Below are 25,512 nucleotides of genomic sequence, written 5' to 3' on the forward strand. Positions count from 1 at the left end.
ACGGAGTCATTTTGGAAGCACGCGAACGTTTTCTTGCCTCGGTGCTGGATCGCATCGAAGAGCGTGAAGCAAGGTTGCTGGTCTGGGGCATCGTCGATGGCGCCTTCGGACTTGACGAGATAAGCGACTTGCTCAATCCGCTGATCGACGAAGCCATCAACGATGGTCTCGAGGATTTTTTCTCCGCCGAGGATGTTCTGGCGGAACTACGGCAGCGCAAATGGATTGCTGAAGTGCCTAGGAGCGGTGGCGCCACCGGTTACCGCTCACGAATGGCGGAAACCGTGCGCTTACTGCAGCGCTTGCGGCAACTGTTCCCGAAACACGCAGGACCCACCGGCTGGCAGCAGGCCCCTAGCTTAGTCGCCGACTTTCGTTTTCTGCGTCGCCGCCGCCGCTATCCGGCGCGTGACATCTCCGTCGAGCTGGCGCTGACCATGATCGGTGAGGCGGCCCCGAGTCCGGCGCTGCTGACGGCTGTGCAAGCGCTGTTGACGTCGCGCGACCGCACTGTCCGTCTATCCGGCTTCCAAGTCCGCGCGGCCCAGCGCATTTTGCGCGCCATCGAAACCGGGGAGGAGTTGGCGACCATAGTTTGTGCTGGTACTGGCAGCGGTAAGACTCTTGCCTTTTACCTACCGGCGCTAGCGTCGATTTACCGCCACGTGCTGGTGGAAGACAAGTCCGAGCGCTGGGTCAAGGCGATCGCCCTATATCCCCGCACCGAACTGCTCAAGGATCAGCTGCGCGAGGTCTTGCAGCGCATCCGTAGCCTGCGAGCCGGTTTGCCGCAAAAGGACCAAGTGTCGATTCGCGTCGGTGCCCTCTACGGCGATACCCCGCACTCCGCGCAGTACTGTGAATGGCCCAAGGTAGGTAATGATCGAGTCTGTCCGACTCTTGCCTGCCTCGACTGTGGCGGCGAGTTGCGCTGGTTGCACAAGGATCGTAGTGAGGGCCGCGAGCGCTTGGTGTGCGCCTGTTGCGGATCGGTGTTGGACGGCGCCGCGTTCCCGCTCACCAGGGAATCGCTCAAGAACTCCATACCAGACATCCTGTTCACTACCACCGAAATGCTGAACCAGCGCCTCTCGGATAATTCGATGATGCATCTGTTCGGTGTTGGACCCAAGGCACTGCATGCGCCGGAACTGGTGTTGATGGATGAAGTGCACACATACGAAGGCAAGCACGGCGCTCAAGTGGCGTACCTCATGCGGCGCTGGCAACGCTTGCTTGAGCAACCGCTGCGTTTCGTTGGTCTGTCGGCGACCTTGCGCGAAGCATCGCAGTTCTTCGCTGCGCTGACGGGGTGTCGCACTAACCTTGTAGATGAAGTGTCGCCGCGTGCTGGCGAGATCGAATCCGAGGGTGCCGAGTACATGATTGCTCTGCGCGGCGATCCGGTCTCGCGCACGGCACTTCTGTCCACCACCATCCAAACTGCCATGGTATTGCAGCGCTGCCTAGATCCCAAAGCCGCGTGGCAGGAACAGTCGGTCAGTCGCGGCGTCTTCGGCCAGCGTACCTTTGTCTTCACCGACAATCTGGACGTGATTAATCGTCTGTACTTCGACCTGCTCAGTGCTGAGGGGCGCAATAGCTATGGCGACCCCGACATGCGCCATGCGCCTGACGGCGGCCTGGCGGTGCTGCGCGAGGCCGGAACTTCGCTATTTCGCTATGCCAACGGACAAGACTGGCGCTTCTGCCAAGACTTGCATCAGGGCCTTAGACACCGCCTGGTGGTCAAGCGGGTTAGTTCCCAGGATCGCGGTGTCGACGCCGGCGCGGACGTCATTGTCGCCACTGCCGTACTGGAAGTTGGTTTCGACGATCCGCTCGTCGGCGCGGTGATCCAGCATAAGGCGCCGCGCGGTATGGCGGGATTCCTGCAGCGCAAGGGGCGCGGCGGCCGCACCCGAGGCATGCGTCCGTGGACGGCGGTCGTGCTGTCTGATTATGGCCGCGATCGTGCGGCTTACCAGAGTTACGATTTGCTGTTCGATCCGGAATTGCCGGTCCGTACGCTGCCGTTGGAGAACCGATACATCACCCGGATGCAAGCGGTGTATGCCACCATCGACTACCTGGCATTGCGATTGCAGGACGGTCCTGCAGGCAGTGTTTGGAGCGACCTGAGCGGTGGCGACAAAATCAATGCGCAGCGCCGCCAACGCCTGCTACGTGAACTGCGTAATACTCTTGAGACCGAAGCGGGTACCCGGCGCCTCTCCGACTATCTGCGCCGGGCGCTCCGTCTGTCTGACGACGAACTGTTGGCAATATTGTGGGAGTACCCACGACCGCTGCTGACAACTGTGCTGCCGACCGCGCTCCGGCGCCTAGCGAGTCACTGGAGTGCAGACGGGAAGCCACAACAGGACTACCAATCCTTCAACACCCCATTACCGGACTTCATTCCGGGTTCTCTCTTCGCTGACCTTAACTTAGCCGAGGTCGCTATTGATCTGCCAGAGTCGCACTCGGCAAGTCCTTTTAACGCCGAAGTGATGTCGGTGTTCGCTGCACTGCGCGAGTTCGCCCCCGGTCGTGTCAGCCGGCGCTATGGCGTGCGCTATCGTACCGAGCGCCACTGGATCGCACCGTTGCCGGATTTCCAGAGTGGATCGGGCATCTGCAGCGGGGTTTTCGGCCTCGATGTCGATGTCATCGGCAGCCACGTGCTGCTAGGGGAGTATCTGGTATGCCGGAGTGGTAAAACGGTGGCGCTGCCAGTTTACCGCCCGGTGCGCCTGGCACCGCAATCGCCGCCGACGGCAGTAAAAGACTCGTCGAATGCCTCCCTGGAGTGGCATAGCCAAATCGTCGCGACCATCGAACCGGGTTGGCTGACGCCGCCTGCCGGCAGTTTGTGGGCAGAGATTGTCACCCGTATCGGCTTTTTTACGCACTCACGCCATGCCCCAGTCGAGATTCGGCGCTTTGCCATTGGCGCATCGGCGGAGATTGGCGTCGGTGCTGAGAAGGTGCGGGCTGACACGGTGTTCCAACGCGAGAATCAAGCGGTCGGGCTGGGAGCACAATTTGCCGCCGACGGTATGGTGTTCCAGATCCATATCCCCGCCGACTTGCACCTGCGCCAGTATCCCGGCGACGAAGCGAAGTGGAGCGCCGTACGCAGTGCCCGCTTCGTCGACCTTGCTTGGCGCGGTGAGCGCTTGGCCATGATTGGTAGCCCCTTCATTCGCGAGTGGTTAGCACAAATTTACCTGTCTGCCCTGACCTTTGAAGCGATACACCGACAGATCGGCTTGGCCGAGGCCGACGCATCCATTCGACTGGGCCAGGCGTCGATCTCGCTTCCGGATGTTCTGAGCCTGCTATTCCAGTCGCAAGTGGTCGAGGTACAGGGCGACGACCAGGCGGCGGGCAGTTCGGACAAGCTGCGCCAGGAACTGGACGCCTGTCTGCGCGATCCCATTGTGACTGCGGAATTGCACCAGTTTGGCGCCATGCTCTGGGAGTCGATCGATGCCGGCTGGGAGTCGTGGCTACGCGGGGTCTACCATTCGACCCTTGCTGCAGCACTTCTACGCTCCATCACCGACCTATGCCCGAGCATCGATCCGGAAGACCTGACGGTGGACTTAGACCGGGGCCCGGCACTCACCGGCCAAGCCGCCGGCCTCGACTCAGATGCAGTGGAGGCTTGGTTTACCGAGCGCAGTCCGGGGGGCAACGGGCTTATCGAGGAATTTATGCGGCGCTACGCGGAAGACCCGCGCCGTTTCTTCGCTACCGTGCGCGCCAATCTGGGCATGGGCGAGTTTGAGTTGATCGACCATCAACTCAGGCAAATGGTCACCGTGCTGGCTGAGGACGAAGGGCGCGGCGATTCGGAAAGCGCCGTACTGGTGCGCCAATTCCGTGCCGCCGACCGCCAGGAGGAAATGGCACAGTCCTTCCGACGCTTACGCCGAACACTGATGCAGGAAGGTTTCTCGTCCTTCCACGGCTTTTTGGTGGCGCTCGGTAACCGTGTTCTACGACCGGGATCGGGCTCGGCGACCGATCTCTACCTTTCCCGAGTCCTTAATCAGTGGCAGGTTGAGGAGGCGCGTATCGGCATCGAGGTCGATCTGCGCGTTATGAGCTATTACCTAAGCCAATCGGACGAAATCGACCGTATTGTTTCCGACATCGGCTCCCCTCCAGGCGGCGATCGCGCGGCCTGGCGCCTCGGCGCTATCTACGGCCTCTTATGGCCCCGCGGTAGGGCAATTCGACAGTCCGCACTGCAAATGAGGAATCCCTTCACTGAATTGCCTTTGATCGAGCGCTTGTTAGTGGTAGAGACCATCGGCGACGATCGCGTTTGCATTTCGCTGCTGGACGATGACTGGTTGCCGCAGACTGCCGAACAACTCACCGCCGGCCGCCAAGTGACGCTGACCTGCCCGGAAGCCGAACGTGCTCGCCTGGCTGCCGCGCTCAATGCACTAGTAACCAATCCGGTCGAATCCGGCTACCTGCGCGCCTATGTCCGCCTACAGGGTATCCGCCAAACCCAATCCATGATCGAGGCCGATATGGAACTCGTCGAGGCAGTGCAATGAATATTCTCTATCGGCGCATTTTCAAGACGCAAACTACCGGCGTCACCACTATCCAAGAATTGCTACAGACCATGTTCGTAGCCGAGGTGTTGCAACCCGGCGACGAGATTTGGATCGTTTCTCCTTGGATCAGCAATGTTGTCTTGATCGACAATCGGTCCGGTAGCTTCGATGCCCTCAATCCCGAATGGGGGCGGCGCGAGATCCGCCTCGCCGACGTGCTGGTTACGCTGATGAATCACGGCTCAAAGGTGCACATCGTCACCCGCAGCGAAGCCAGCAACGATGCCTTCCGTACCCGGATCGCCGATTTGGCTCGCGAGCACAGTCTGGAAGATCAACTCGCGGTGCACATCCACGCCCTATTGCATACCAAGGGTATCCTGCTCACGCGTTGCCTGTTGATGGGTTCAATGAACTTGACCTACAACGGAATGGTGATCAACGACGAATGGGTCGAGTTCTCGCTCGATCAGCACGATCTTGGTCGCACCCGCCTTGAGTTCGCCCGCTACAGGGAGGCTGCATGATTGACGTCTTGCCACCTCAGGAACAGTCCTGGCTAGGGCGTTTCTTCTCCGGGCGCAATGCGCTGCACTGGGAAGCCATTGTCGGCGGGCGGGCACCGGCGGCATGGCTGGAGCAGGTAAGCCCGTGGATTGCCACATTTGCCACCCTAGGTACCGAATCGCCAATCGTGCTGCCGGTGTTCGATGCCGATGGGCCGTCTCAGTGGTATGCAATGGCTAGCAATGAGGCTTCGGCAGCTGAATTGGCTGAGGGATTGGCAGCTGTCGCCGGCCCAAGTTACAGCGATTTCCGTGGCCAACCGCTGCCGGCCGATTGCGGCGACGAGATCGAGGGTGTCTTGCAGAGACGCTTTGGTCGTTTCGTCTTCCGCTTGCGGCCAGTGAATGCGGCAGCACGCGGCGATGTTACACAAGCCTTGCAGTTGTATCTCGGTTTGCTGCGCCGCCGCCCAGACATTCCTGACCGCACGCAACGTCCGTTCGGCAAGATTCGCGCTGAGTTTGATCGGGCCCTCTTGGCCGGCAACGAGGCAGATGCGCAGCGCTTGCGCGACGAATTGATCGCCAGCGGCCGTATTGACGCTGAGCAACACAAGTATCTGGAAATCCGCATGCTGGCCGGTCTCGGCCGCCAGCATCAACTGGCGCACGATTACTCACTGATCAAATCCGTTCTGGGCCTGTCGTTACCGGCTCAGACCATCGTCGACCTGGTTGAAGCCCTTTATTCAACTTATATCGTCGCCATCGAGGATGCGCCGAATGTCGACAATATTCTGACCGTTTTTCGGAACGACATTGCGCGTCACTTCGGCTCGCTGTTTCGGGAGCGGAAAGGCATTCGCCAACCCAATGTGCTGAAGGCCTTCCTGCTCTATGAATTGGTGCAGGACGAACCGAATGTAGCGCGCTGTGAGGCCATTGCTGCCGCTTATCCGACCCAAGCAGGGCGTGAACTGCACGAGCGTTGGTTCAGCCGTTTGGTGTCCGCCCCGCCTTCGCGTACCGATGTCTTTGAATTGGCACGTCAGGCCTTGGGTGATGACGATTATGAGTTGGCGCTGAAGTTGTCGTTTGAAGCCATTCCCGACACATGGACGTACAGTGCCATGCTGCGTTGCGCAGTGGAGTTAGCGGATCCTCAAATCACCCGCAGAGTGCTCATAGCGGTGAGTGCTGCACCTGAGACCGCACGAGTAACCTGGACAAAACGCGACCTGACTCGACTGCAGCAATTACAATCGGAGTCATCAGAAGCACCCGAGGCCCCCAGGGCGCCCCAAGCTGGGCCCGATTCCGATTGGCTGTCCTGGGCTCGCTATGTCGAATGCGGCCGCTACGAGCGACATCCATTGCAGATCTTGGAGGAGGCGCTCACACGCTGGAGCACCGAGACCTATCTCTCAGATCCACAGGCCTGCCGCCAGTTAGCCGAAAAGATCGGCAACGCCAGTGGTGAGGCGGAACATGTATTTCGCGATGCCTTTGCGGCCTTGGTGGAATTCTTCGTGGATCGCCCCGCATACCCGATGCGTGGCTTCATACCGCTTTACACGATGCTGATCCGCATCGTGGCATGGAATGGCATGGTGTCGGCCAATGAACTCGAGTTGGCGTCTGTCCTGATGCAGGCGCTGGTTAGCCTTGGTCCGTCGAAGGATGATTACGTCGAAGCGCTTGACGCGTACGCAGAGATAGTTACCGCTAACGATGCCCCCGGCAATGTCGACTGGGCCCTCAATGCGGCTGAAATCCTAGCGCTGCATGCTTCCCCAGACAACGAGTCGCGACTGCGTTTTTTCATGGCCGTCGTCGGGGTGGCGCGCACCCACGCCCATCGCCTTAGCCCAGCACAGCATGCAATCCTGTCCCTGCTGGCGAAGGATTACGGCTGCGCTGACTTGCTTGAGACTTTCCCATTCCAGGAAGAGGGAAATTCCGAAACAGTTGCGCGTGCTGACTTCGACGGCTTGATCGGTATCTATACCCTAACTGAGCCCGCCGGGCAGCGCGCGAGGCAATTCTTGCGAAATCTCTTGCCTCTGGCACGAGTGGAGGTGAATGCCGACGTGGCGGCAACAGACAAACTCAAGCATCTCGCGGCGAACGCCGATATCTTTGTCTTTGCCTGGAAGAGCAGCAAGCACCAAGCTTATTACGCGGCGAAGGAGGCGCGCCGCAACCGGCAAACTCTCCTCCCCTTGGGGAAGGGGAGTGCTAGCATTTTGGACTGCGTCTTCAGGGAACTCGAGCGGCTCGGGTAACTTATGACCTATTTAAGAATGCTGGCGCCGCCATTGCGGCCTTGCGCGAATATCTCAGCCCGAGAACCATGCTTTTCTTGAGATCTGACTCCATGCGGCGTTCAAATGGTGGGCGCATATCCCTAACGTAAGCGCCCGGTCAGCACCGTCTAGACGCTGAAGCATCGATAAGCACAATAGGTCCCCACCTATCGATAAGTGGGGACCTATGTCGCAGTCAGCTAAGGATCAGGAAGATCGTTATCGTCGGGAGCCAAGGCGCCGCTTCTCGGCAGAGTACAAATGCCAGATGGTGCAGACGCTACTGTCATCGACGATGTCGTTGGCGCGCTTTGCGCGCGAGCACGATCTGAACCACAACCAACTGGCCAGATGGCGTCGCGAGTACGAGCAAGGCACGTATGGACCGATGGCGCAGGCGGGCGTGGAGTTCGTTCCGGTATGCGTCGGTCCGATAGTCAGTTCGTCCTCGCAAGCGGCCTCGTGCACCGGAGCGATAGCGACTGTTGAGCTTCATCTGGCCAAGGGCAGGATCGTGATGCACGATGTCGGCGTGGACTGTCTGCGCACGTTCGTCGAGGCGCTACGATGATCGGCTTGCCTGCGGGAACACGTGTGTGGATCGCCGCGGGCATCACCGACATGCGCTGCGGCTTCAATGGTCTGGCCGCCAAGGCACACACCACCCTGTCCGAAGATCCATACAGCGGTCACGTCTTTGTCTTCCGTGGCCGGCGCGGAGACCTCATCAAGGTGCTCTGGTGGAGCGGTGACGGTCTCTGCCTGCTGGCCAAGCGCCTGGAGCGAGGCCGCTTCGTCTGGCCCCAGGCTGACAGCGGCAAGGTCCACCTGACGCCCGCGCAGCTTTCGATGCTGCTCGAAGGAATTGACTGGCGCAAGCCAGAACGCACCTGGCGCCCGACACTCGCCTTGTAAACGGCTGCGCCGCTTCCTACACTGCGGGGCATGCAAACCGATCCGGCCACGCTTCCCGACGACATCGCCACCCTGAAGGAGATGATCATCGCGCGCGACAGCGCGCTGCGAGATCACGCGATTGAGATCGAACACCTCAAGCTGCTGATTGCCAAGCTCAAGCGCCAGCAGTACGGCCACCGGTCCGAGAAGTTGGACCGGCAGATCGAGCAGCTCGAACTCAAGCTCGAAGAACTGCAGACCGATGAAGGCGTCGCTGCGGCAAGTGCACCTGGCGCGCGCACTGTCCATGGCAACGGTGGACGCAACCCGCTACCCGCACATCTGGAACGCGAGGATTTGATTCACACGCCGGCGGAGACCACGTGCTGCGCATGTGGTGGCGCATTCGAAGTACTTGGCGAAGACGTCTCCGAGCAACTGGAACTGGTCCCGGCACGGTTACGTGTTATCCGGCATCGGCGCGTGAAGCTCGCCTGCACTGGCTGCGATCGCATCGTGCAGGCTCCCGCACCCAGCCGGCCAATCGACCGCGGCATCCCCGGCCCGGGCTTGCTTGCCAATGTGCTGGTCTCAAAGTTCTGCGACCACCAGCCGCTGTATCGGCAGCGCGTTCGCTGGGAACGTGAAGGGGTCGACTTGCCCGAATCGACGCTGGGTGACTGGGTCGGAGGCTGCTCGGCATTGCTCAGCCCGCTGGTGGCCGCCGTCCAACGCCATGTGATGGGTGGCAACAAGGTGCACGGCGACGATACGCCGATCCCGGTACTCGCGCCGGGCAATGGCAAGACGAAGACTGCGCGGCTATGGACCTATGTGCGTGACGACCGGCCATCGGCAGACGCCACGCCACCTGCAGTGTGGTTCGCCTACTCGCCTGATCGCAAGAGCGAACACCCGCAACACCATCTGCGATCCTTCGCCGGGACGCTGCAAGCGGACGCATACGCCGGCTTCAATGCAGTCTATGAAACAGGCAGAGTGCAGGAAGTTGCTTGCTGGGCTCACGCCAGACGCAAGTTCCACGAGTTGCATGCAGTGCGGCCCAATGCCGTCACCGAACAGGCGTTGGCACGCATCGGCGAACTCTATGACATCGAGCGCGAGATCCGAGGGCAGCCACCGGACCTGAGGCGCAAGATCCGGCAACGCGAGGCCGTACCTCGGCTCGCGACGCTCAAGGCCTGGCTAGAAGGGACCGCGCCCAAGCTCTCACGCAAGTCGGACACCACGGCGGCGATCCTCTACACGCTCAAGCGTTGGGACGCGTTCACGTGCTATGCGGACGATGGGCGCCTGGAGATCGACAACAACAGCGCCGAGCGCGCGTTGCGCGCCGTCGCCCTTGGCCGAAAGAATTTTTTATTCGCGGGAGCTGACAGCGGCGGGGAGCGAGCCGCCGCAATGTACACCCTCATCGGCACCGCCAAGCTCAACCACCTCAATCCCGAGGCGTACCTGCGCCATGTGCTGAGCCGCATCGCCGATCATCCGATCAACCGGATCGATGAACTGCTGCCCTGGGCCGTCGCTGCCGAGTTGGCGACCCTCGACGCGCCAACGCCATAACGCCATCAAGCATCACGACCTGGCTTCGCCGACCGTCGTCAAGGACGGTGATGGCCGGATGCTTACATTCGTTCTACGTCATCGGATAAATCAGGCAACTAGAGTACATGAATCGCCACTTGCCGGCCGTTCGATTCGAACGCGGACAATATTGGAAAGCGAGTCGCGCAGACTCTTGCATATAAAAGTACACAGATTCTCAAGCGTGGCGGGCCCAAGATCAGCAATGTCATCTAGGAAGCGGTGATCAAGAGTCTTGCGAATCCGCTCAATTTCATGTCTGAATAGTCCAATGTCAATTATCATCCCCGTTATAGGATCGGGTGAACCGCTCACAGTAACCTCTGCGTGATATGTATGCCCGTGAATTTGCCTACTTCCTTCGCTATCTATTTCACGATTTAGGGTGTGAGCAGCCTCGAAGTAGAATTTCTGACTTAATTCGTATTTCATAATGTGTCGAGAAATTTGTTATTTCTCTTTAACGCCCGGTACGTTAGCCGTTCACCCTGGACAGATAGCGCTCGAAACCCTTGCCGCGAAGATCGCACGCAGGGCATTCGCCACATCCATATCCCCAGGAATGAGCCGTAACATGATCTCCCATATAGCAAGTATGGGCGTCATACCTAATGAGATCTACAAACTGAGGCCCTCCCAGTTTTGCAGCTAACACCCAAGTTTCCGCCTTGTCCAGCCACATTAAGGGTGTTTCAATGACAAGAGGCTGATCCATCCCCAGGCTTAACGTCACTTGGAGCGACTTGAGCGTGTTGTCTCTGCAATCGGGATAGCCGGAGTAATCGGTCTCACACATGCCCCCGACCAACACCGTGAGATCTCGGCGATAAGCCACTGCGGCAGCAAAATTGAAGAACATCAGATTGCGGCCGGGCACAAATGTGTTTGGAAGTCCGCTTGAGGTGAGTTCGATAGCCTTTGAACTCGTCAAGGCGGTATCGCTCAGTTGCCCTAGCACGCTCAGATCGAGAACGTGATCCTCGCCGATGCGCTCTGACCAGTTTGGGAAGGCCGCGCGTATTTTCTTCAGTATGACTTTGCGACACTCCATTTCCACGCTATGGCGTTGACCGTAGTCGAACCCAATCGTCTCCACATGGGAGTAGCGTTGAAGGGCCCAGGCCAGGCATGTGGTGGAATCCTGTCCACCGGAGAACAAAACTAGTGCGCGCTTATGCATGTCATCATCCATTCACGATACGACGGGGTTTGCGAAGTACACGCTTCAGTGTGCGAGTCAGGCAATTCGCGAGGAGATCGATATCTGTTGGCGTGTTTTGAATTCCGTTCCAGAGGCGGGTGTCATTTGCCGACAGTTCCCAAGTACCACTAGTCCAAGCTGTGTAAGGCTTCAAAAGTTGCAGGCCAGGAACGAACTCGTCCTTGGTTCTAGCGCCTTCGGTTGCGTACAGAATTTCCATCACAAAGCCCATCGCAACAATCCCAGCGCCGTGACGCAATCGTGATGTTCTGGGGTTCATGGCAACCCATTCCGGTCGAAATACCTCGACAACAGCTTTGAAGAACTCGTCGATCAGGGATATTGACAGTTCTTCGAAATCGTCTTCCTTGATGTAGTCGCGAATGGCTCCATCAGATGCCGAGTTCATGACTAGGCGGCGCATTGCTGCGTCGCTAATCACTCCCGTCGGATTGGTGTGCTGACGAATTTCCCCGTATAAGGAGGATCCTTGCTGGAAGTTGAGTCGATCAATAACGCGAGCCGCGAACTTCCGAGAGGTAAATCTCTCAGGCAAGCCCTCAACGTTGGGCAGTAGTTCGTAGATCAGCGTCTTCGGTAGGGGGCGCGTGTTGTTGATCAGGACAAACTGCTGCCGCAGTTCGTTGTAATCCTTACATACTAGTGCGGACACAAAAACCTGAAATCCAGGTTTTGTAATGCCAGATAGAGCAGTGAGTCGTTGCTGACCATCTACTACGAAGCCCGGCTTCCCTTTTTTGGTATTTATCTCAACACTGGCGATTCCATCACCAAGGTCCTTGATTTTTACGCCATCAATGAACGCGACAATAACAGCATTCGGAAGCAGGGCATCCTCCCTTTTGAGGTAGTCCCGTATCTCTTTAATGTGTGACGCAACCTGATGCCGCTGAAATCCCTTTAGTTGTCCGCTCTCGGTGCGACCGATTCTTTCGATCTCAGCGAAGGACAGAACCTCCTCAGGTGTAGCCGCAAAGGAGAAGACATCGTGATCTGTTGCTTGCTGGGCTCGGACGGCCTTAAATCGAAAGACGCTCACGGACGCTCCTCGAGAATGTTCTGTACATGTTTGTGATACACACCGAGATTGTGAAAGCCACGGCGCTTGTTGCGATTACTCGCTCGGAAAATGATGACTTCCACCCCCACGTCGCGGCAGATGGGGCAGTTACATTGTTTCCAAGGCTTGACTTCCAATGTGCGGGCAATCATGTCCCGTTGCTTCTTGAGTTCCCGCTCCCTTTGCTCTTCTGACGCCGCTTCTCCCTGAGTTAGAAAGCGCTGATAGTCGATGAGGGCCTCCAGTGCGGACGCGAGTGGCATCTTCCGCTTGTCGAAGGCTCGGATCGCTTCCAGGGCACGCTGCTCACGACGCAGCAGATCCTCTGCACTGAAGATGCCGCGTTTGATTCCTTGCATCAAGCGAGGATTCTCGATGGCCTGGGGAATACGAATGGCGGCAAAGTAATCTAACGTACCATCGCCGTTGCTATGGTAATAGTTTGCTTTGGCGTCCTTAAAGGCGCGAATCAAAGGAGATGTCGAGTCGAAACTCGTCACTCCGTAGCCGGTAAAGTCTTGAATCTTGTCGGCTTTCGCGAAGCCAAGGAGATGAATGTCCGTTTCCGGTTTGATCGCTTTCCTAATGGCTTGCAGGACCTTGTGAATAACGTCGACCTTGAGGGGTACCAGGCCTCCGACCGCTAGATAGCGGTAGCCCATCTTCTCGAGTCGTACCGCAGCGTCCGCCATACTCTGTGGCGACCATCCTTGTATTGGTCCCATGGGCTCGAAAGGCCAGTCTTCTTTCTCCGTTAGCCGGATGAATTCTTCGGCGTTTGAAAGGGTAATCTCGAAGCGCTCGATGACGTCTTTGGATTGATCCTCTTTTGGAGGGTTGCTGGTGTCGCAGGCAAAAATAATGTGGTCTGGCGAACACCCGTGCGTGAATGCGGCGTCGGAGTAGAACTCGACCACTTCTTCAGGGCTATAGGCCGGCCGTGGATGCTCCACATATGCGAATGCACCGCAGTCGCCCATCAACATCCGATCTTTGTGTTTGGGACCGCCAAACCTCAAGAACTTGCGTGCGCCATCTCGCAACATGCGTTGTTCTTCGGCGGTGGAGTAACGCACCTTTGAGGTCGCGACACCGTCGGCCTGGCGGATAGCGCTCATGGAGACCAGCAAGCCGTCATACGGTGCGGGGTCCATCATCTCGTGCGCATAACAGTCGTCCCAGTACCGTTTGCGGCCTGGGGCATTCCGGTCTTGCAGAAAGTCGTAAAGAGGATCTACGTAATCCTGCGTGTCGGAGTACAAAAACTTCATCTTTTTACCTGGGTCGCATAGGTACGCACCAGGGCGTCCTGTAATCTCTTAATGTCTTTTGGCGTATTTTGAATCTCATTCCAAGCAATGCCGAGTAGATCCCACTGGCCTTTCGTCCAGGCGCAGTGAGGTGCAATCGTCTCCAGTTCCTTGCGGATGGTCTTGTAATCTTCCCCGACGCCAGAGAGCTTTGCATAAATTCGATCCATCAAGACTCCCATGGCCACAATGCCCGCAGAATGCATTAGGCGGCTATGTCGTGGATCGCGCCCCCATGCATCTGTAAAAACGTCTCGCACGGCGGACCAGAAGATCAACAACACACGATACATAGACTCCGCATCCGCCGCCTCGTTTGGCCTTGCTTTGTATGCTGCAAGCGCACCAAGCGGGTTGCTGAGGCTGTTGCGTATCATGGCAACCACAGCCGTATCGGTGATGACGGCTGGTGATGCTGATCGGTCCGTCATTCTCTTGATGAGCTTGTGGAATGGCGAGTTTGAGTCGCGATTAAGTAGGTTGCAGAGTTCAGTCGGAACGCGTCGCGCGCTAAGGTCGCGCGGCAAGTGAATGCCCGATGTCTCCGGTAACAACTCATTGATGAGTCGACTGGACAGCGGTTTCGCCTTGTTCACCAAAATAAACTGTTCTCGCTGCACCTCAATGCTGTCTGATACGAAGCCGATTACTGGGACTGGTATAGAGATATTTTTCGCCTGAGCCAGTGCAAGTGAGCGTTGCTGTCCATCTACAATCCACGCGACCCTCTCGCCCGCCTCAAAAATCGGGACGGTGAGGGTACCTGCTTGTGAAATGCCGGCGTCTCCGGTCGGTTTCGATCCTCGCGCTGCCACAAAGCGAACTTCCGGTGACATCGCCAAGATAATTGCGTTCGGAAAAAGAACACTCCCCTGATTGAGGTAGTCAACAATTCCCTTTACGTGACTACGTATCTCAGGTCTTTGAAAACCTTTTAAATCATCCGTCGCGTCGCGTTCAATTCGGCTGATGTCGGCGAGTCGTGTGATGTCTCCGCCGCTGATGAAGAAGGCGTAAACATCGAGTCCGTCTCCTTGCGTTGTGTGCAGTGCGCGGACAACAATTTCCTTAGGTTTTGGAGCCATCTTTCTCTCCACGTAGGAACGCGGCCTCTGCTCGAAGCTGTTGCCAAAGTTGACGGAAGCGGCCCTGCTCGCACGCGACTAAAGCGTCGTCGCGTAGAAAGCGAAGCAGTCGAGTTGACCTGCCGCCGTAGTCGCTCCAGCGCTTGCGAAGTAAAGCCAAAATTTCGCCGTCGGGAAGTTTGGTACGAGGTGGACGTATCGGAATCTCGCGATCGGATAGGGCATCTTCCACTGCGGTTCGGCCCGACGCCAAGGCAAGACGATGGCCCTTAAGCTCCTGAATGAAATGACGGAGCGCGCGCTGAGGGAAGTCTGCGCGAGTACCTGCAAACGGCGTTGCCTCCAAGCGCTCGTCGTAGGGCATGACGCAGCCACGAAGGTGATCCGGCACTGCTTGGCGACCTTTGCCTGACGTGAAGATTCTCAGTTTCTTGGCGAAGACGTCGGCGCATTGTCCCAAGTCCGATGAGACCATCTCGAGGTATCCGCTTGGTAGCGCAAGAAGCATCAGCTTTGTGCTGGGCGCCGAAATCAACCTAGCGATGGATGGTCCTTTGTTGAGTGTCAGCCACCAATCAGCAGGGGTAGCTCTGACTTGAGCGAGTGCGGGTGAAATCGAACTGTTCCCGGCGGCCACAGTGAGGTCGTAGTGTGGAACCATCACATTGGCCTGGAGAAGGCCAAGGCCAGCAGAGACGAACGCAAGCTTCGCACCTGCGAGAGTGGAGGCTTCGCGTGCGTCTGTCGCCGCTCGGCCAGCGTAGAGGTCGACCGCAAACTGACGTGCTTCCGCCTGTTCGATGGTCCGTTCCCAGTGACGAGCGAGGTCCTGCACCGACTCGTATTTTGAGCGATGGCCGGGGGACCAGCGTGCAGCGCCACTTCCAGTCTTTGGACTGCGCTTTCTGCTGGTGCAGTTAGTTAGCACCAGTACATCCATTGATCGCTCGCTTTCGTGCGCCTTCCCTGCGAGGCGGGAGGCAGTTATTTCGCAGTTCCGAATTCTACACCTCGCACTTATTTGCCTCAAACGAGTGGGCTACTTCTCAGTTAAATTTGGTTACGGGCGGACGGTGAGCAAAACTACTGGGACGTAGATGTCGGTGCTGGAGTGGCGAATACGCTGCTTTTTTCCGTCAGATGTAGGTCGTCTGGCGATTGAACTACAGTTCGCGGGGCATTTGATGTTCGCTATCGCCGATATGGCATACCAAGACTCAGAGCCGAGGGAAGGCATTCGACGAGAAGTTGGGCAAAACGCCTGAACGGAGTGGCAGTGTTCTTCTTGGGAGCTAACTACTTCACCGACGTCCGCATGCGAGCGACGGCATCTGACTGCCAGGCGGATGCTTCTGATGTCGATGGGTGTACAACGCAGAGCAACTTCCATCGCGAGGATTTCGGGATGCGGCTACGACTGCACACAAAAGGGGGGCGAAGGATTTACCAACCGAGCGCGCTCCGAGCATTCCGATCCGAGGACCATCTGATACTGGTGACGCGCTTCTGCTTCTCTACGGTGTGGAATTCTACGACGCGTAGGAGGACATGGCTGCCCTTCCACCTATAAGTCTCTATCCCTCTTGCTGCCGAACCTTCTCCATATCCCGCGCAATCCGATCCCGAATCGGCGAGGTATGTCCATGCTCCTCATCCGTCTTTCCGGTGACGAGCCAGTATGCGTATTGCGGCCAGAGTTCGCCGATGACTTCGACCATCTCCTGGACGACCCGCTGGTTCAGGCGGTACGTGTTCTTCCAGTTGTTGGCCTTGATGCCAGTCATATCCTCCATGTGCTTGAACGGACGATGACTCTCAGTGACGGAATCTATCAGTTCAATGACGCGATGGCGCATATCTATTGGCACAATTTGATCCAATCGCATAAATTTATGCTTATTCCGAGGCCCTTTGGCTGGGTGCAAGTCTGTGAAGGACTGCGGCGGTTTTCGGATATCGACCACTGCGAGCGCTGCTCGCGTAATTCGTAACACGCTGACACTTCTCTTGCCGGCGTGGATGGCCTTTCGCGTTCTCAACAATCTGACCATATGCAAACGCATGACGTCAGAGGCCTGACCCAGCCGCATTATGGCCTATGCGGTGGCCCTGCTGAATGGTGAGGCATTGCCTTGCCACAACTACGGGACGGAGTCGTGGCTGTAGGTGCCATAGTTCGCCTTCGGAACAATCGAACCAATCTTATGTGTCTGCCGGTTGGCCTATGAAGGCCTTTGACATTGGCAGACCTTTGCCTGCGTTCAGTGTTGAAATCCCGTCCAACGCCTTGGACGCTTCACTCAACCTTACCCGACAAGGAGCCGCCATGACCGCACGCCAACGCCACCCACGCACCGCAGTCGAAGCCAGGAATGCCGCCGGTGAGGCCAAGCTAATCGCCGATCCCCTGCCGCTCGACCACGGCAGCGCATTTGAGGGCGAATGGAACCACCAAACCATCCAGCAAAGCTGCGACGACCTTCTGCGCGTCAGCGCCGGCTTGGACTCGTTGCTGACCCTGCTGGAGCTCCAGGCGGGCGAACATGCCACCAACAATGGCCTGCATGCCCTGCTGGCCCCGCTGAAGCAGCAGTTGGATCAGGCAGTCAACCGCGTGCAGGCGCTGTGCTGACCCGGATATGAAGACCATCGGCGCTTGCTTCATCGTGTCTTGACCGTGGCAGGAGGGCGGCAGTTCGGAGAGGCTGCCGCTCTTCTCGACACAATTGAGGCAACTCAATTCCCGTCCTCAATAAGACGTTTCCTCGCATTTTGCAGACCTTTCCCGTTGCCAACTGGCCGATCCACCGGAACACTGCATGGCAGTTCGACCACTTTGGGTGTCATCCACCTGACGACGGAGAAAGGCATGAAGGATATGCGGGAGGCATTGAAGCATGGAGACGAGACAAGCACGGGCGGGAGGCTGACTTCCACTGTGATCGGCTTCACGCATCACGGTGTCAGCGTGGCCGCGGAGGGCGACTATGCTACCTGCCCGGCTTGCAAGGTGGGTGGCCCGGTAATGAACGATGCCCATCCGCACTTCACGGTGATGGATGGGCGCCAGATTCTTGTGCGGGGCGCGCGGGTGATGTGTCAATGCGCGGTCAAGCCAGTTGTTATCCCGTCGCAGTGGGACTTCATCATTGAGGTGAACTGGACAAGTCACCCCCAACCCGTGACCGCACCGAGCACCTACGCGCCGGTCAGTGCGGAGAAATTATCCGATGGGGCAGGCAGTCCCGCAGACGACTCGGAGCGTATCTGCGCCAACATGAGCAATGCGGCGTTTCGCAGCCTCATTCTCAGGCTACGTGATACGGCTATCGCATGCTGCGTCAAAAGGTTGGCGGAGCTTCGGCGATGGAACCAAGCGGATCGGGCGCGTGTGGAGACATGGTTTGGCGTATCGGATGAACGGGTCCGCCAACGTCTGCTTGAGGGAATCCATCGCATCGAGTCGATCCTCAGGAGCCTGACCGCCGACAACTTTGTTCGATACTCCGATGAGAAGATGAAGTACATCGGCTGCACGCCCAAGACTCCCAACAATCCAAGGGTCGCAGCTGCGGTTTGTGCTCCGGATACGGAAACGCACACGATTGCCATTGCATTGAAATTCTGCGAGATGTCACCTTACTCAGATGCGGTGGATTCGCAGTTGTTGACGCTTGTGCACGAGGTTGCCCATTTCAAGGACGCAATGGCGAGCGAGGATATCTTTTACCAACTGTATGTTGTCAGACAGGAGGCTGCGGCAAAGAACCCGCAGTGTGTTGAAAATGCCGATAGCGTGGCTGCCTATGTCATTGTCTAAGTATTTCCGCGCGGTTGCCGCAGCGGTAGTGATTCTGGCGCAGCCCGCCCTGGCCTGCAGCTTCGACATTTCCTTCAACAGCAATTTCGAACGCAGTGCGGATCGCTTGCCGGCTTCGGAGGTGCGCAGGCTGGCGGAGTGGATGATCGACGAGCCGGCAACCTTTGAGAACAAGCAGCGCTTCTACATTGCCGTGTATGAAGCCCCTACCGTTGGCGTCAGTCATGCGCTCGCGCAAAAGCGCATATCTCATCTGGAACAGTTACTGAGGACATTTGGTGTGCCGGCGAGCATGACCACGGTAGAAATTCTTCGCTACAAGCCCGGCAGGTCGGCGGAGCCACCGGACTTTGCCCACATCAACTTCATGCCCGGGTGTCCGCACCCTTGCTGCCCGGGTCCGCAGCCGATTCAGCCGACGCGCTAGGCATGGGCGCGATGACCTGGTGGCCTGTTGTTGTCCGGCGGCCACCGCAAAGAGCCGACAGCGTATTGAGAATGCCGATAGCGCGGCCGCCTATGTCATTGTCCAAGTCCTTCCGCGCTGTCATAGCCGTGGCGGCGATGCTCGCCCAGCCCGCTCTGGCATGCAGCTTCAGCATCGCATTCAACACAAGCTTCGAGCCGAATGCCGATCGCCTACCCGCTTCGGAAGTGCACAGACTGGCGGAGTGGATGATCGAGGGGCCTGGAAAATATGAGAACAAGGAGAACTTTCATATCGTCCTGTATGCGCACCCTATCGCCGGTATCAGCCATGCGCGTGCGCGCCAACGCGTATCCCACCTGCGGCACTTGCTGACAACGCTTGATGTGCCGACCAGCAAGATTTCCTGGGATGTCGGTCGTTACAGACCAGGCAAAACGATGGAGTCGCCCAATTTCGCGCAGATCGACTTCCTGCCGGGATGTCCACATCCTTGCTGTCCAAGGCCGCAGCCGATCGGACGGATGCAATAGGCGCAAGTGATTAAACTCGCCGAAGCCCTCGGCGTGGGGCTTGTTCTATGGTGGAGCTCCTCACCCAATATAAGAAACCTCCGGCAAAGCAAATCCCCCCCGCACCATCTCCGCCCGCTCCGTCACCTTGACACAAGACACCTCAAGGTGCTCCCTGAGCAAATCCGCCGCCCGCCGCGGCGCGCCACCCGCCACCGCCTCCAGCACGGCCAGATGCTCCGACATGAACGGGTCATCGGCCGGCATGGGCGTGGACACGCCCAGCACGTGCTTGCTCAGCGTGAGGATGCAGCGGGTGCGCTGCAGGCTGCCGAGCAGTTCCTTGTTGGGGCATTGCGAGAGCAGCCGCACGTGCAGGTCGTGTTCCAGCGCGTCCATCGCGGTGCGCGATACCTTGGGGTAGACGCGCTGCGCTTTGTGCAGGGCCTCGATCATGCCGCGCACTTCGGCCGGGTTGGCGTGGCTGGCGGCGGCGCGCAGGGCGGCGGGTTCCACCAGTGAGCGCAGTTCGTACAGGTCGCGGATGCGCTGGGCGTCCAGCGGGGTGATGACCCAGCGCAGGCGTTCGTCTTTTTCGATGATGCCCAGGCTTTCCAGGCGCAGCAGTACTTCGCGCACCACGGTGCGGCCCACGTTGAAGTGGCGGGCGAGCTCGACTTCGTTCACGCGGTAGCGGCCGAACACGGAGAGGTGGACGAGGTCGCGTTCCACTTCGTCGTAGATGACTTCCCAGCCCAGCGTCTTGCGGGCTACGTCGGGCGTGCTGTCCACGCCGAGCATGGCGGCTTCGAGCGGGATGCGGCGCGGCGCGGTGCCGTGCGGGCCGGCCACGTAGCCGCGGCCGTCGAAGCGGCTGACCACGCCTTCGTTTTCCAGCTCGCGCAGGGCCTGGCGCACGGGCGAGCGGGTGGAGCCGAGGATGTCGGCCACGTGGCCTTCGAGCAGCACGGTGCCGGCTTCGAGCGAGCCTTCCTGGATGGCCCGGCGCAGCATCTGGTGGATCTGCGCGTAGATGGGGGCGTGGCGGTGCGCGTCGCCGCTTTCGCCGTCGTCTGCCGGCGTGAAGGGGCGGTCTGCTTTGTCTTGCGCGGCGCGAGGGCGGCCTCGTGTCGTCGTCGGACTGGTCACGGTGTCTCCGGATCGTGGCGTTGGCGTGGATGCGTGGCACGCGGTGTGGATGCGCTGCCTGGCGCGCTGCCGGGTGCGGAACCCGAGCGAACTTTGCGCCGGTTCCGCTTGCGATGATACACGGGTATCTCCGCATATTGACCATTGTCGGCATTAGTCATATATTGCGATCCATCGCGGGACGGCGCTGTGCGTTCCGCGCAAGGACGCATACGAGAGACAGGGCATCCATCCCCACGGGTGCCACGCATAAAGAGCGCATCCGATGGACTATCAGTTCGATTTCAGCTTCCTGTCCGCCAACTGGCGCGACCTGCTTGACGGGGTGTGGCTCACGCTGCGCATGTCGGTGGCGACCATCGTGTTCGGCTTCGTGCTGGGCACGGCGCTGGCGGTGGTGCGCACGCAGGGTCCGGCCTGGGCGCGCCGCTGCGTGACGGTGTACGTGGACCTGATCCGCAATACGCCGCTGGTGATCCAGGCATTCTGGCTGTTCTTCGGGCTGGCGGCCATCCAGGTGCGCGTGCCGGCCATGGCCGCGGCGGTGGTGGCGCTGGTGGTGAACGTGTCGGCCTACACCACGGAGATCGTGCGCGCGGGCATCGAGTCGGTGCCGCGCGGGCAGCTGGAGGCGGCGTCGTGCCTGGGCCTGTCGCGCTGGCAGCTGCTGCGGCTGGTGGTGCTGCCGCAGGCGGTGGAGCGCATGTATCCGGCGCTGGTGAGCCAGTTCGTGCTGATGATGCTGGCCACCTCGATCATGTCGCAGATCTCGGCCGAGGAGCTGACCGCGGTGGGCTACCGCATCCAGTCCGAGACCTTCCGCGGCTTCGAGATCTACCTGGTGATCGCGGTGGTCTACCTGCTGCTGTCGTGGCTGCTGCGCCTGTCGATGGCGGGCATCGGCGCGGTGGCCTTCACGCGCCGCCGGCGCCTGAACACTCCTCTCTGAGCCGGAGCGCGCATCATGAACGGTCTTTCCTTCGATCAAGTGTTGTTCATCCTGCGCGGCGCGGGCTGGACGCTGCTGCTGGCCGGCATGGGCTTCGTCGGCGGCGCGCTGGTGGGCGTGCCGCTGGCGCTGGCGCGCAGCCGCGGCGGCCGGGTGCTGCGCGCGGTGACGGGCGCGTACGTGCAACTGGTGCAGGGCGTGCCGCTGCCGGTGATCATGTTCGTGGTGTATTTCGGCATCAGCGTGGGCGGCTTCGACCTGCCGGCGCTGGTGGCCGCGGGCATCGCCATGACGGCGTATTCCAGCGCCTACCTGGGCGAGATCTGGAAGGGCTGCATCCAGGCGGTGCCGCGCACGCAGTGGGAGGCCGCGGAGTGCCTGGCGCTCACGCCGCTGCAGCGCGCGGTGCACGTGATCCTGCCGCAGGCGGCGCGCATCGCGGTGGCGCCCACGGTGAGCTTCCTGGTGCAGATCGTGAAGAACTCGTCGTACGCGGTGGTGATCGGCTTCTTCGACCTGACCTATTCGGCGCGCGTGGTCAACAACTCCACGTTCAAGCCGTTCGTGGTGTTCAGCATCGCGGCGGCGCTGTACTTCGCCATCTGCTATCCGCTCTCGTCGCTGTCGTACCGGCTGGAGCGCCGCTTCAACAAGGCGCGCGCCTGAACCACCCCGGCGCCACGACGCCGTTGCAACGACGCCGCACCAAAGCCGCATCAAAGCCGCACCAACGCCGGCACAAAGGAACATCATGGAGACAAGCGTGGACGAAGTGGTCCGCTTCAACAAGGTCAGCAAGGCCTTCGGCCAGGTGGAGATCCTCAAGGGGGTCAGCTTCTCGGTGCGGCGCGGCGAGGTGGTGGCGCTGATCGGGCGCAGCGGCTCGGGCAAGAGCACGGCCCTGCGCTGCGTCAACGGCCTGGAGCGCGTGAGCGGCGGCGAGCTGCACACCTGCGGCCACGCCATGCACGCGAGCGCGGTGGACCTGGCCGCGCTGCGCCGCGAGGTGGGCATCGTGTTCCAGAGCTACAACCTGTTCCCGCACCTGACCGTGGCGGAGAACGTCATGCTGGCGCCGCGCAAGGTCAGGGGCATGGCGCGCAAGGCCGCGCACGAGCTGGCCATGCACGTGCTGCGCCAGGTGGGCATGGAAGAGCGCGCCGACTATTACCCCGAGCAGCTCTCCGGCGGGCAGCAGCAGCGCGTGGCCATTGCCCGCTCGCTGGCGATGGAGCCGCGCCTGATGCTGTTCGACGAAGTCACCTCGGCGCTGGACCCGGAGCTCACCGGCGAGGTGCTGCGCGTGATTGAGCGGCTGGCCGCGGACGGCATGACGATGGTGCTGGTCACGCACGAGATGGCGTTCGCGCGCTCGGTGGCGGACCAGATCATGTTCATGCACCAGGGCATCGTGTGGGAGGCCGGCAGCGGCAAGCTGCTGGACGAGCCCACCACGCCCGAGCTCAGGCAGTTCGTCGGCAACGGGCTGTAGGCGCCACCGGTTCCTTTTGATTCCACCCGCCGTGCCCGCTCGCGCGGGCGCGCCGGCCGCGCGCATCCGAGTGCATCCGCGCGCATCGCCACACGCATTCCCTCAGAGAAACGGAGACAGATCATGACCCGCATCCACCGCCGCCTGTTCGCCCCGCTGGCCTCGCTCACCGCCGTGCTGCTGCTGGGCACGGCCCTGACCGCGTCGGCCGACACCCTCGACACCATCAGGCAGCGCAAGAAGATCCTGGTCGCCGTGGACATCGGCGCGCCGCCCTACGGCATGCTCGACGCGCAGGCCCGCCAGAGCGGCTCCGACGTGGAGACCGCGCGCCTGCTCGCCAAGGACTTGGGCGTGGCGCTGGAGATCGTGCCCGTGACCGGCCCCAACCGCGTGCCGTTCCTGCTGACCAAGAAAGCGGACGTGGTGCTGGCCTCGTTCTCCGTGACCGACGAGCGCAGGAAGGTCATCGATTTCTCCGACCCCTACGGCGTGATCCCGGTGGTGGTGGGCGGCCCGGCCAAGGCGCCGCTGAAGGCATTCGCCGACCTGTCCGGCAAGACCATCGCCGTCACGCGCGGCACCACCAGCGATCAGGAGCTGACGCGCGGCGCCAAGGAAGTGTCCGGCATCAACATCGTGCGCTACGAGGACGACGCCACCACCAACACCGCGGTGTCCACCGGCCAGCAGGACTACCTTGCCGCGGCCATCAGCGTGATTCCCGCGGTGAAGAAGGCCAACCCTTCGCGCGACCTGGAACTGAAGTTCGTGATGAAGACCTTCCCGTACGCCATCGGCCTGCGCAAGGGCGACACCGCGCTCAAGAGCTGGCTGGACGGCTGGGTCAAGGCCAACCTGCAGAACGGCAAGATCAACGAGATCTACAAGCAGTACTTCGGCATCTCGCTGCCGGCGGACATGCTCAAGTAAGCGCGAGCCAAGACAGAACGCAACCACAGCAGCAACGACCAGCGGATTTGGAGCCCATCGCATGACTTCCCCAGCCCACGCCCGACCGGGCACCAGCGACGGCGCGGCGGCGGCCGGCGCGCGCGTGATCCGCCTGCATGCGGATGACGACGTGGTGATCGCCCGCGCGCAGCTCGTCGCGGGCACCGTGCTTGCCGAAGAGGGCATCACGGTGTCCGGCCTGGTGCCGCCCGGCCACAAGGTGGCCACGCGCGCGGTGGCCGCCGGCGAGGCGGTGCGCCGCTACGGCCAGATCATCGGCTTCGCCAGCCAGCCGATCCGCGCCGGCCAGCACGTGCACACGCACAACCTCGCCATGGGCGACTTCGCGCGCGACTATGCCTACGGCGCAGAGGCGCGCGCGCCGCGGCCGGTGGCCGAGCCGGCCACGTTCGACGGCATCGTGCGCGCCGACGGCCGCGTGGCCACGCGCAACTACATCGGCATCCTCACCTCGGTGAACTGCTCGGCCACCGTGGCGCGCGCCATCGCCGACCACTTCCGCCGCGACATCCATCCCGAGGCGCTGGCGCCCTACCCCAACGTCGACGGCGTGGTCGCGCTCACGCACGGCGTGGGCTGCGCGGTGGACCCGCAGGGCGAAGGTCTGGCCGTATTGCAGCGCACGCTGGGCGGCTACGCATGCCACCCCAACTTCGCCAGCGTGCTGGTGATCGGCCTGGGCTGCGAGACCAACCAGATTCCCGCGCTGCTGGCCACGCAAGGCCTGGCCGAAGGCGAGCACCTGCAGGCGTTCAGCATCCAGGACACGGGCGGCACCACCAGGACCATTGCCCACGGCATCGCGCTGATCGAGTCCATGCTGCCCGCCGCCAACCGCGTCCGGCGCGAACCCGTGCCCGCGCGCCACCTCGTGGTGGGCCTGCAATGCGGCGGCTCCGATGGCTACTCGGGCATCTCCGCCAACCCGGTGCTGGGCGCCGCGGTGGATTTGCTGGTGCGGCACGGCGGCACCGCCATCCTGTCGGAAACGCCCGAGATCTACGGCGCCGAGCACCTGCTCACGCGCCGCGCCGTCACGCCGGAAATCGGCCGCAAGCTGGTGGATCGCATTCGCTGGTGGGAAGCGTACTGCGCGCGCCACGGCGCCAGCATGGACAACAACCCGTCCGCCGGCAACAAGGCCGGCGGCCTGACCACGGTGCTGGAAAAATCGCTGGGCGGCATCGCCAAGGGCGGCTCGAGCAATTTGTCGGAAGTGTATGAATACGCGCAGCCGGTGCGCACGCCCGGCCTGGTTTTCATGGACACGCCCGGCTACGATCCCATCTCCGCCACCGGCCAGGTCGCGGGCGGCGCCAACCTGATCTGCTTCACCACGGGGCGCGGCTCGGCCTACGGCTGCGCGCCCTCGCCTTCGGTCAAGCTGGCGACGAACACCGCGCTGTGGGAGCGCCAGTCCGACGACATGGACCTGAACTGCGGCGCCGTGCTCGACGGCACCGCCACCATCGCGGAACTGGGCGAGCAGTTGTTCCGGCTGATGCTGGACACCGCCTCCGGCAGGCGCTCGCGCAGCGAGCTGCACGGCTACGGGCAGAACGAGTTCGTGCCCTGGCAACTGAGCGCCATCACCTGAAAACGCCGGCCGTG

Annotated in this window: 23 protein-coding genes; 15 read left to right on the forward strand and 8 right to left on the reverse strand. The window is 60.5% G+C overall.

What is annotated here, in order from left to right; translation table 11 throughout:
* The first annotated feature begins 11 nt into the window (after positions 1–11).
* The 6 genes from dpdJ (at position 12) to tnpC (ending at position 9,879) form a co-directional block, all read left to right on the forward strand.
* Complete coding sequence (gene dpdJ, locus ACKI2N_RS00295) at positions 12–4,580, forward strand: protein DpdJ (RefSeq protein WP_420995169.1); 4,569 nt, start codon at positions 12–14, stop codon at positions 4,578–4,580.
* Positions 4,577–5,110 (forward strand): phospholipase D-like domain-containing protein DpdK, encoded by a 534-nt coding sequence (gene dpdK / locus ACKI2N_RS00300; protein WP_420995170.1) that lies wholly within the window; start codon positions 4,577–4,579, stop codon positions 5,108–5,110. The genes dpdJ and dpdK overlap by 4 nt, the downstream gene beginning before the upstream one ends.
* Positions 5,107–7,374 (forward strand): protein DpdD, encoded by a 2,268-nt coding sequence (dpdD, locus tag ACKI2N_RS00305; RefSeq protein ID WP_420995171.1) that lies wholly within the window; start codon positions 5,107–5,109, stop codon positions 7,372–7,374. The genes dpdK and dpdD overlap by 4 nt, the downstream gene beginning before the upstream one ends.
* Before the next feature lie 208 nt (positions 7,375–7,582).
* Positions 7,583–7,966 (forward strand): IS66 family insertion sequence element accessory protein TnpA, encoded by a 384-nt coding sequence (gene tnpA / locus ACKI2N_RS00310; protein ID WP_420995172.1) that lies wholly within the window; start codon positions 7,583–7,585, stop codon positions 7,964–7,966.
* The gene (tnpB, locus tag ACKI2N_RS00315) at positions 7,963–8,310 is read left to right on the forward strand and encodes an IS66 family insertion sequence element accessory protein TnpB (RefSeq protein WP_420995173.1); all 348 of its coding nucleotides are present in this window, start codon (positions 7,963–7,965) and stop codon (positions 8,308–8,310) included. The genes tnpA and tnpB overlap by 4 nt, the downstream gene beginning before the upstream one ends.
* Positions 8,311–8,340: 30 nt before the next feature.
* A complete protein-coding gene (gene tnpC, locus ACKI2N_RS00320) occupies positions 8,341–9,879 on the forward strand; it encodes an IS66 family transposase (RefSeq protein WP_420995174.1) in 1,539 nt (512 codons plus the stop codon).
* 90 nt (positions 9,880–9,969) lie between these two features.
* Here the strand turns inward: tnpC and ACKI2N_RS00325 are convergent, their stop codons facing one another.
* The 7 genes from ACKI2N_RS00325 to ACKI2N_RS00355 form a co-directional block, all read right to left on the reverse strand.
* Positions 9,970–10,332: a 6-pyruvoyl trahydropterin synthase family protein gene (locus ACKI2N_RS00325; RefSeq protein WP_420995175.1), complete on the reverse strand. Its 363-nt coding sequence runs from the start codon at positions 10,330–10,332 to the stop codon at positions 9,970–9,972.
* Between the two features lie 43 nt (positions 10,333–10,375).
* Positions 10,376–11,080 carry a 7-cyano-7-deazaguanine synthase QueC gene (gene queC / locus ACKI2N_RS00330; protein ID WP_420995176.1) on the reverse strand — a complete coding sequence of 235 codons (705 nt, stop codon included), beginning with the start codon at positions 11,078–11,080 and terminating at the stop codon, positions 10,376–10,378.
* A gap of 4 nt (positions 11,081–11,084) precedes the next feature.
* The gene (dbpB, locus tag ACKI2N_RS00335; RefSeq protein WP_420995177.1) at positions 11,085–12,161 is read right to left on the reverse strand and encodes a DGQHR domain-containing protein DpdB; all 1,077 of its coding nucleotides are present in this window, start codon (positions 12,159–12,161) and stop codon (positions 11,085–11,087) included.
* Complete coding sequence (gene dpdA / locus ACKI2N_RS00340) at positions 12,158–13,453, reverse strand: tRNA-guanine transglycosylase DpdA (protein ID WP_420995178.1); 1,296 nt, start codon at positions 13,451–13,453, stop codon at positions 12,158–12,160. The genes dbpB (ACKI2N_RS00335) and dpdA overlap by 4 nt, the downstream gene beginning before the upstream one ends.
* On the reverse strand, positions 13,450–14,577 hold the full coding sequence (dbpB, locus tag ACKI2N_RS00345; protein WP_420995179.1) for a DGQHR domain-containing protein DpdB: 1,128 nt from the start codon (positions 14,575–14,577) through the stop codon (positions 13,450–13,452). The genes dpdA and dbpB (ACKI2N_RS00345) overlap by 4 nt, the downstream gene beginning before the upstream one ends.
* On the reverse strand, positions 14,561–15,517 hold the full coding sequence (locus ACKI2N_RS00350; RefSeq protein ID WP_420995180.1) for a hypothetical protein: 957 nt from the start codon (positions 15,515–15,517) through the stop codon (positions 14,561–14,563). Before ACKI2N_RS00350 ends, dbpB (ACKI2N_RS00345) begins: the two co-directional genes overlap by 17 nt.
* Positions 15,518–16,151: 634 nt before the next feature.
* The gene (locus ACKI2N_RS00355) at positions 16,152–16,463 is read right to left on the reverse strand and encodes a hypothetical protein (RefSeq protein ID WP_420995181.1); all 312 of its coding nucleotides are present in this window, start codon (positions 16,461–16,463) and stop codon (positions 16,152–16,154) included.
* 440 nt (positions 16,464–16,903) lie between these two features.
* Between ACKI2N_RS00355 and ACKI2N_RS00360 the strand changes: the two genes are divergently transcribed.
* The 4 genes from ACKI2N_RS00360 (at position 16,904) to ACKI2N_RS00375 (ending at position 19,357) form a co-directional block, all read left to right on the forward strand.
* On the forward strand, positions 16,904–17,209 hold the full coding sequence (locus tag ACKI2N_RS00360) for a DUF1484 family protein (protein WP_420995182.1): 306 nt from the start codon (positions 16,904–16,906) through the stop codon (positions 17,207–17,209).
* A gap of 237 nt (positions 17,210–17,446) precedes the next feature.
* Positions 17,447–18,397 carry a M35 family metallo-endopeptidase gene (locus ACKI2N_RS00365; RefSeq protein ID WP_420995183.1) on the forward strand — a complete coding sequence of 317 codons (951 nt, stop codon included), beginning with the start codon at positions 17,447–17,449 and terminating at the stop codon, positions 18,395–18,397.
* On the forward strand, positions 18,384–18,824 hold the full coding sequence (locus tag ACKI2N_RS00370; RefSeq protein ID WP_420995184.1) for a hypothetical protein: 441 nt from the start codon (positions 18,384–18,386) through the stop codon (positions 18,822–18,824). The genes ACKI2N_RS00365 and ACKI2N_RS00370 overlap by 14 nt, the downstream gene beginning before the upstream one ends.
* Positions 18,825–18,826: 2 nt before the next feature.
* On the forward strand, positions 18,827–19,357 hold the full coding sequence (locus ACKI2N_RS00375; protein ID WP_420995185.1) for a hypothetical protein: 531 nt from the start codon (positions 18,827–18,829) through the stop codon (positions 19,355–19,357).
* Positions 19,358–19,417: 60 nt separating this feature from the next.
* On the opposite strand, the gene ACKI2N_RS00380 is transcribed toward ACKI2N_RS00375, so the two are convergent.
* Positions 19,418–20,485 (reverse strand): GntR family transcriptional regulator, encoded by a 1,068-nt coding sequence (locus tag ACKI2N_RS00380; protein WP_420995186.1) that lies wholly within the window; start codon positions 20,483–20,485, stop codon positions 19,418–19,420.
* A gap of 265 nt (positions 20,486–20,750) precedes the next feature.
* Here ACKI2N_RS00380 and ACKI2N_RS00385 point away from each other — a divergent pair, with 265 nt between their 5' ends.
* The 5 genes from ACKI2N_RS00385 to ACKI2N_RS00405 all read left to right on the forward strand — a co-directional run bounded on the left by ACKI2N_RS00385 (position 20,751) and on the right by ACKI2N_RS00405 (position 25,498).
* Positions 20,751–21,434 (forward strand): amino acid ABC transporter permease, encoded by a 684-nt coding sequence (locus tag ACKI2N_RS00385; protein ID WP_420995187.1) that lies wholly within the window; start codon positions 20,751–20,753, stop codon positions 21,432–21,434.
* Positions 21,435–21,449: 15 nt separating this feature from the next.
* On the forward strand, positions 21,450–22,100 hold the full coding sequence (locus ACKI2N_RS00390) for an amino acid ABC transporter permease (RefSeq protein ID WP_059411002.1): 651 nt from the start codon (positions 21,450–21,452) through the stop codon (positions 22,098–22,100).
* Between the two features lie 97 nt (positions 22,101–22,197).
* Entirely contained in the window at positions 22,198–22,926 is a 729-nt protein-coding gene (locus tag ACKI2N_RS00395) for an amino acid ABC transporter ATP-binding protein (RefSeq protein WP_420995258.1), read from the forward strand.
* A gap of 123 nt (positions 22,927–23,049) precedes the next feature.
* The gene (locus tag ACKI2N_RS00400; RefSeq protein ID WP_420995188.1) at positions 23,050–23,859 is read left to right on the forward strand and encodes a transporter substrate-binding domain-containing protein; all 810 of its coding nucleotides are present in this window, start codon (positions 23,050–23,052) and stop codon (positions 23,857–23,859) included.
* A gap of 61 nt (positions 23,860–23,920) precedes the next feature.
* A complete protein-coding gene (locus ACKI2N_RS00405) occupies positions 23,921–25,498 on the forward strand; it encodes a UxaA family hydrolase (RefSeq protein WP_420995189.1) in 1,578 nt (525 codons plus the stop codon).
* Positions 25,499–25,512 lie beyond the last annotated feature (14 nt).

Source organism: Cupriavidus sp. 30B13, assembly GCF_049059565.2.
Classification (GTDB): Bacteria; Pseudomonadota; Gammaproteobacteria; order Burkholderiales; family Burkholderiaceae; genus Cupriavidus.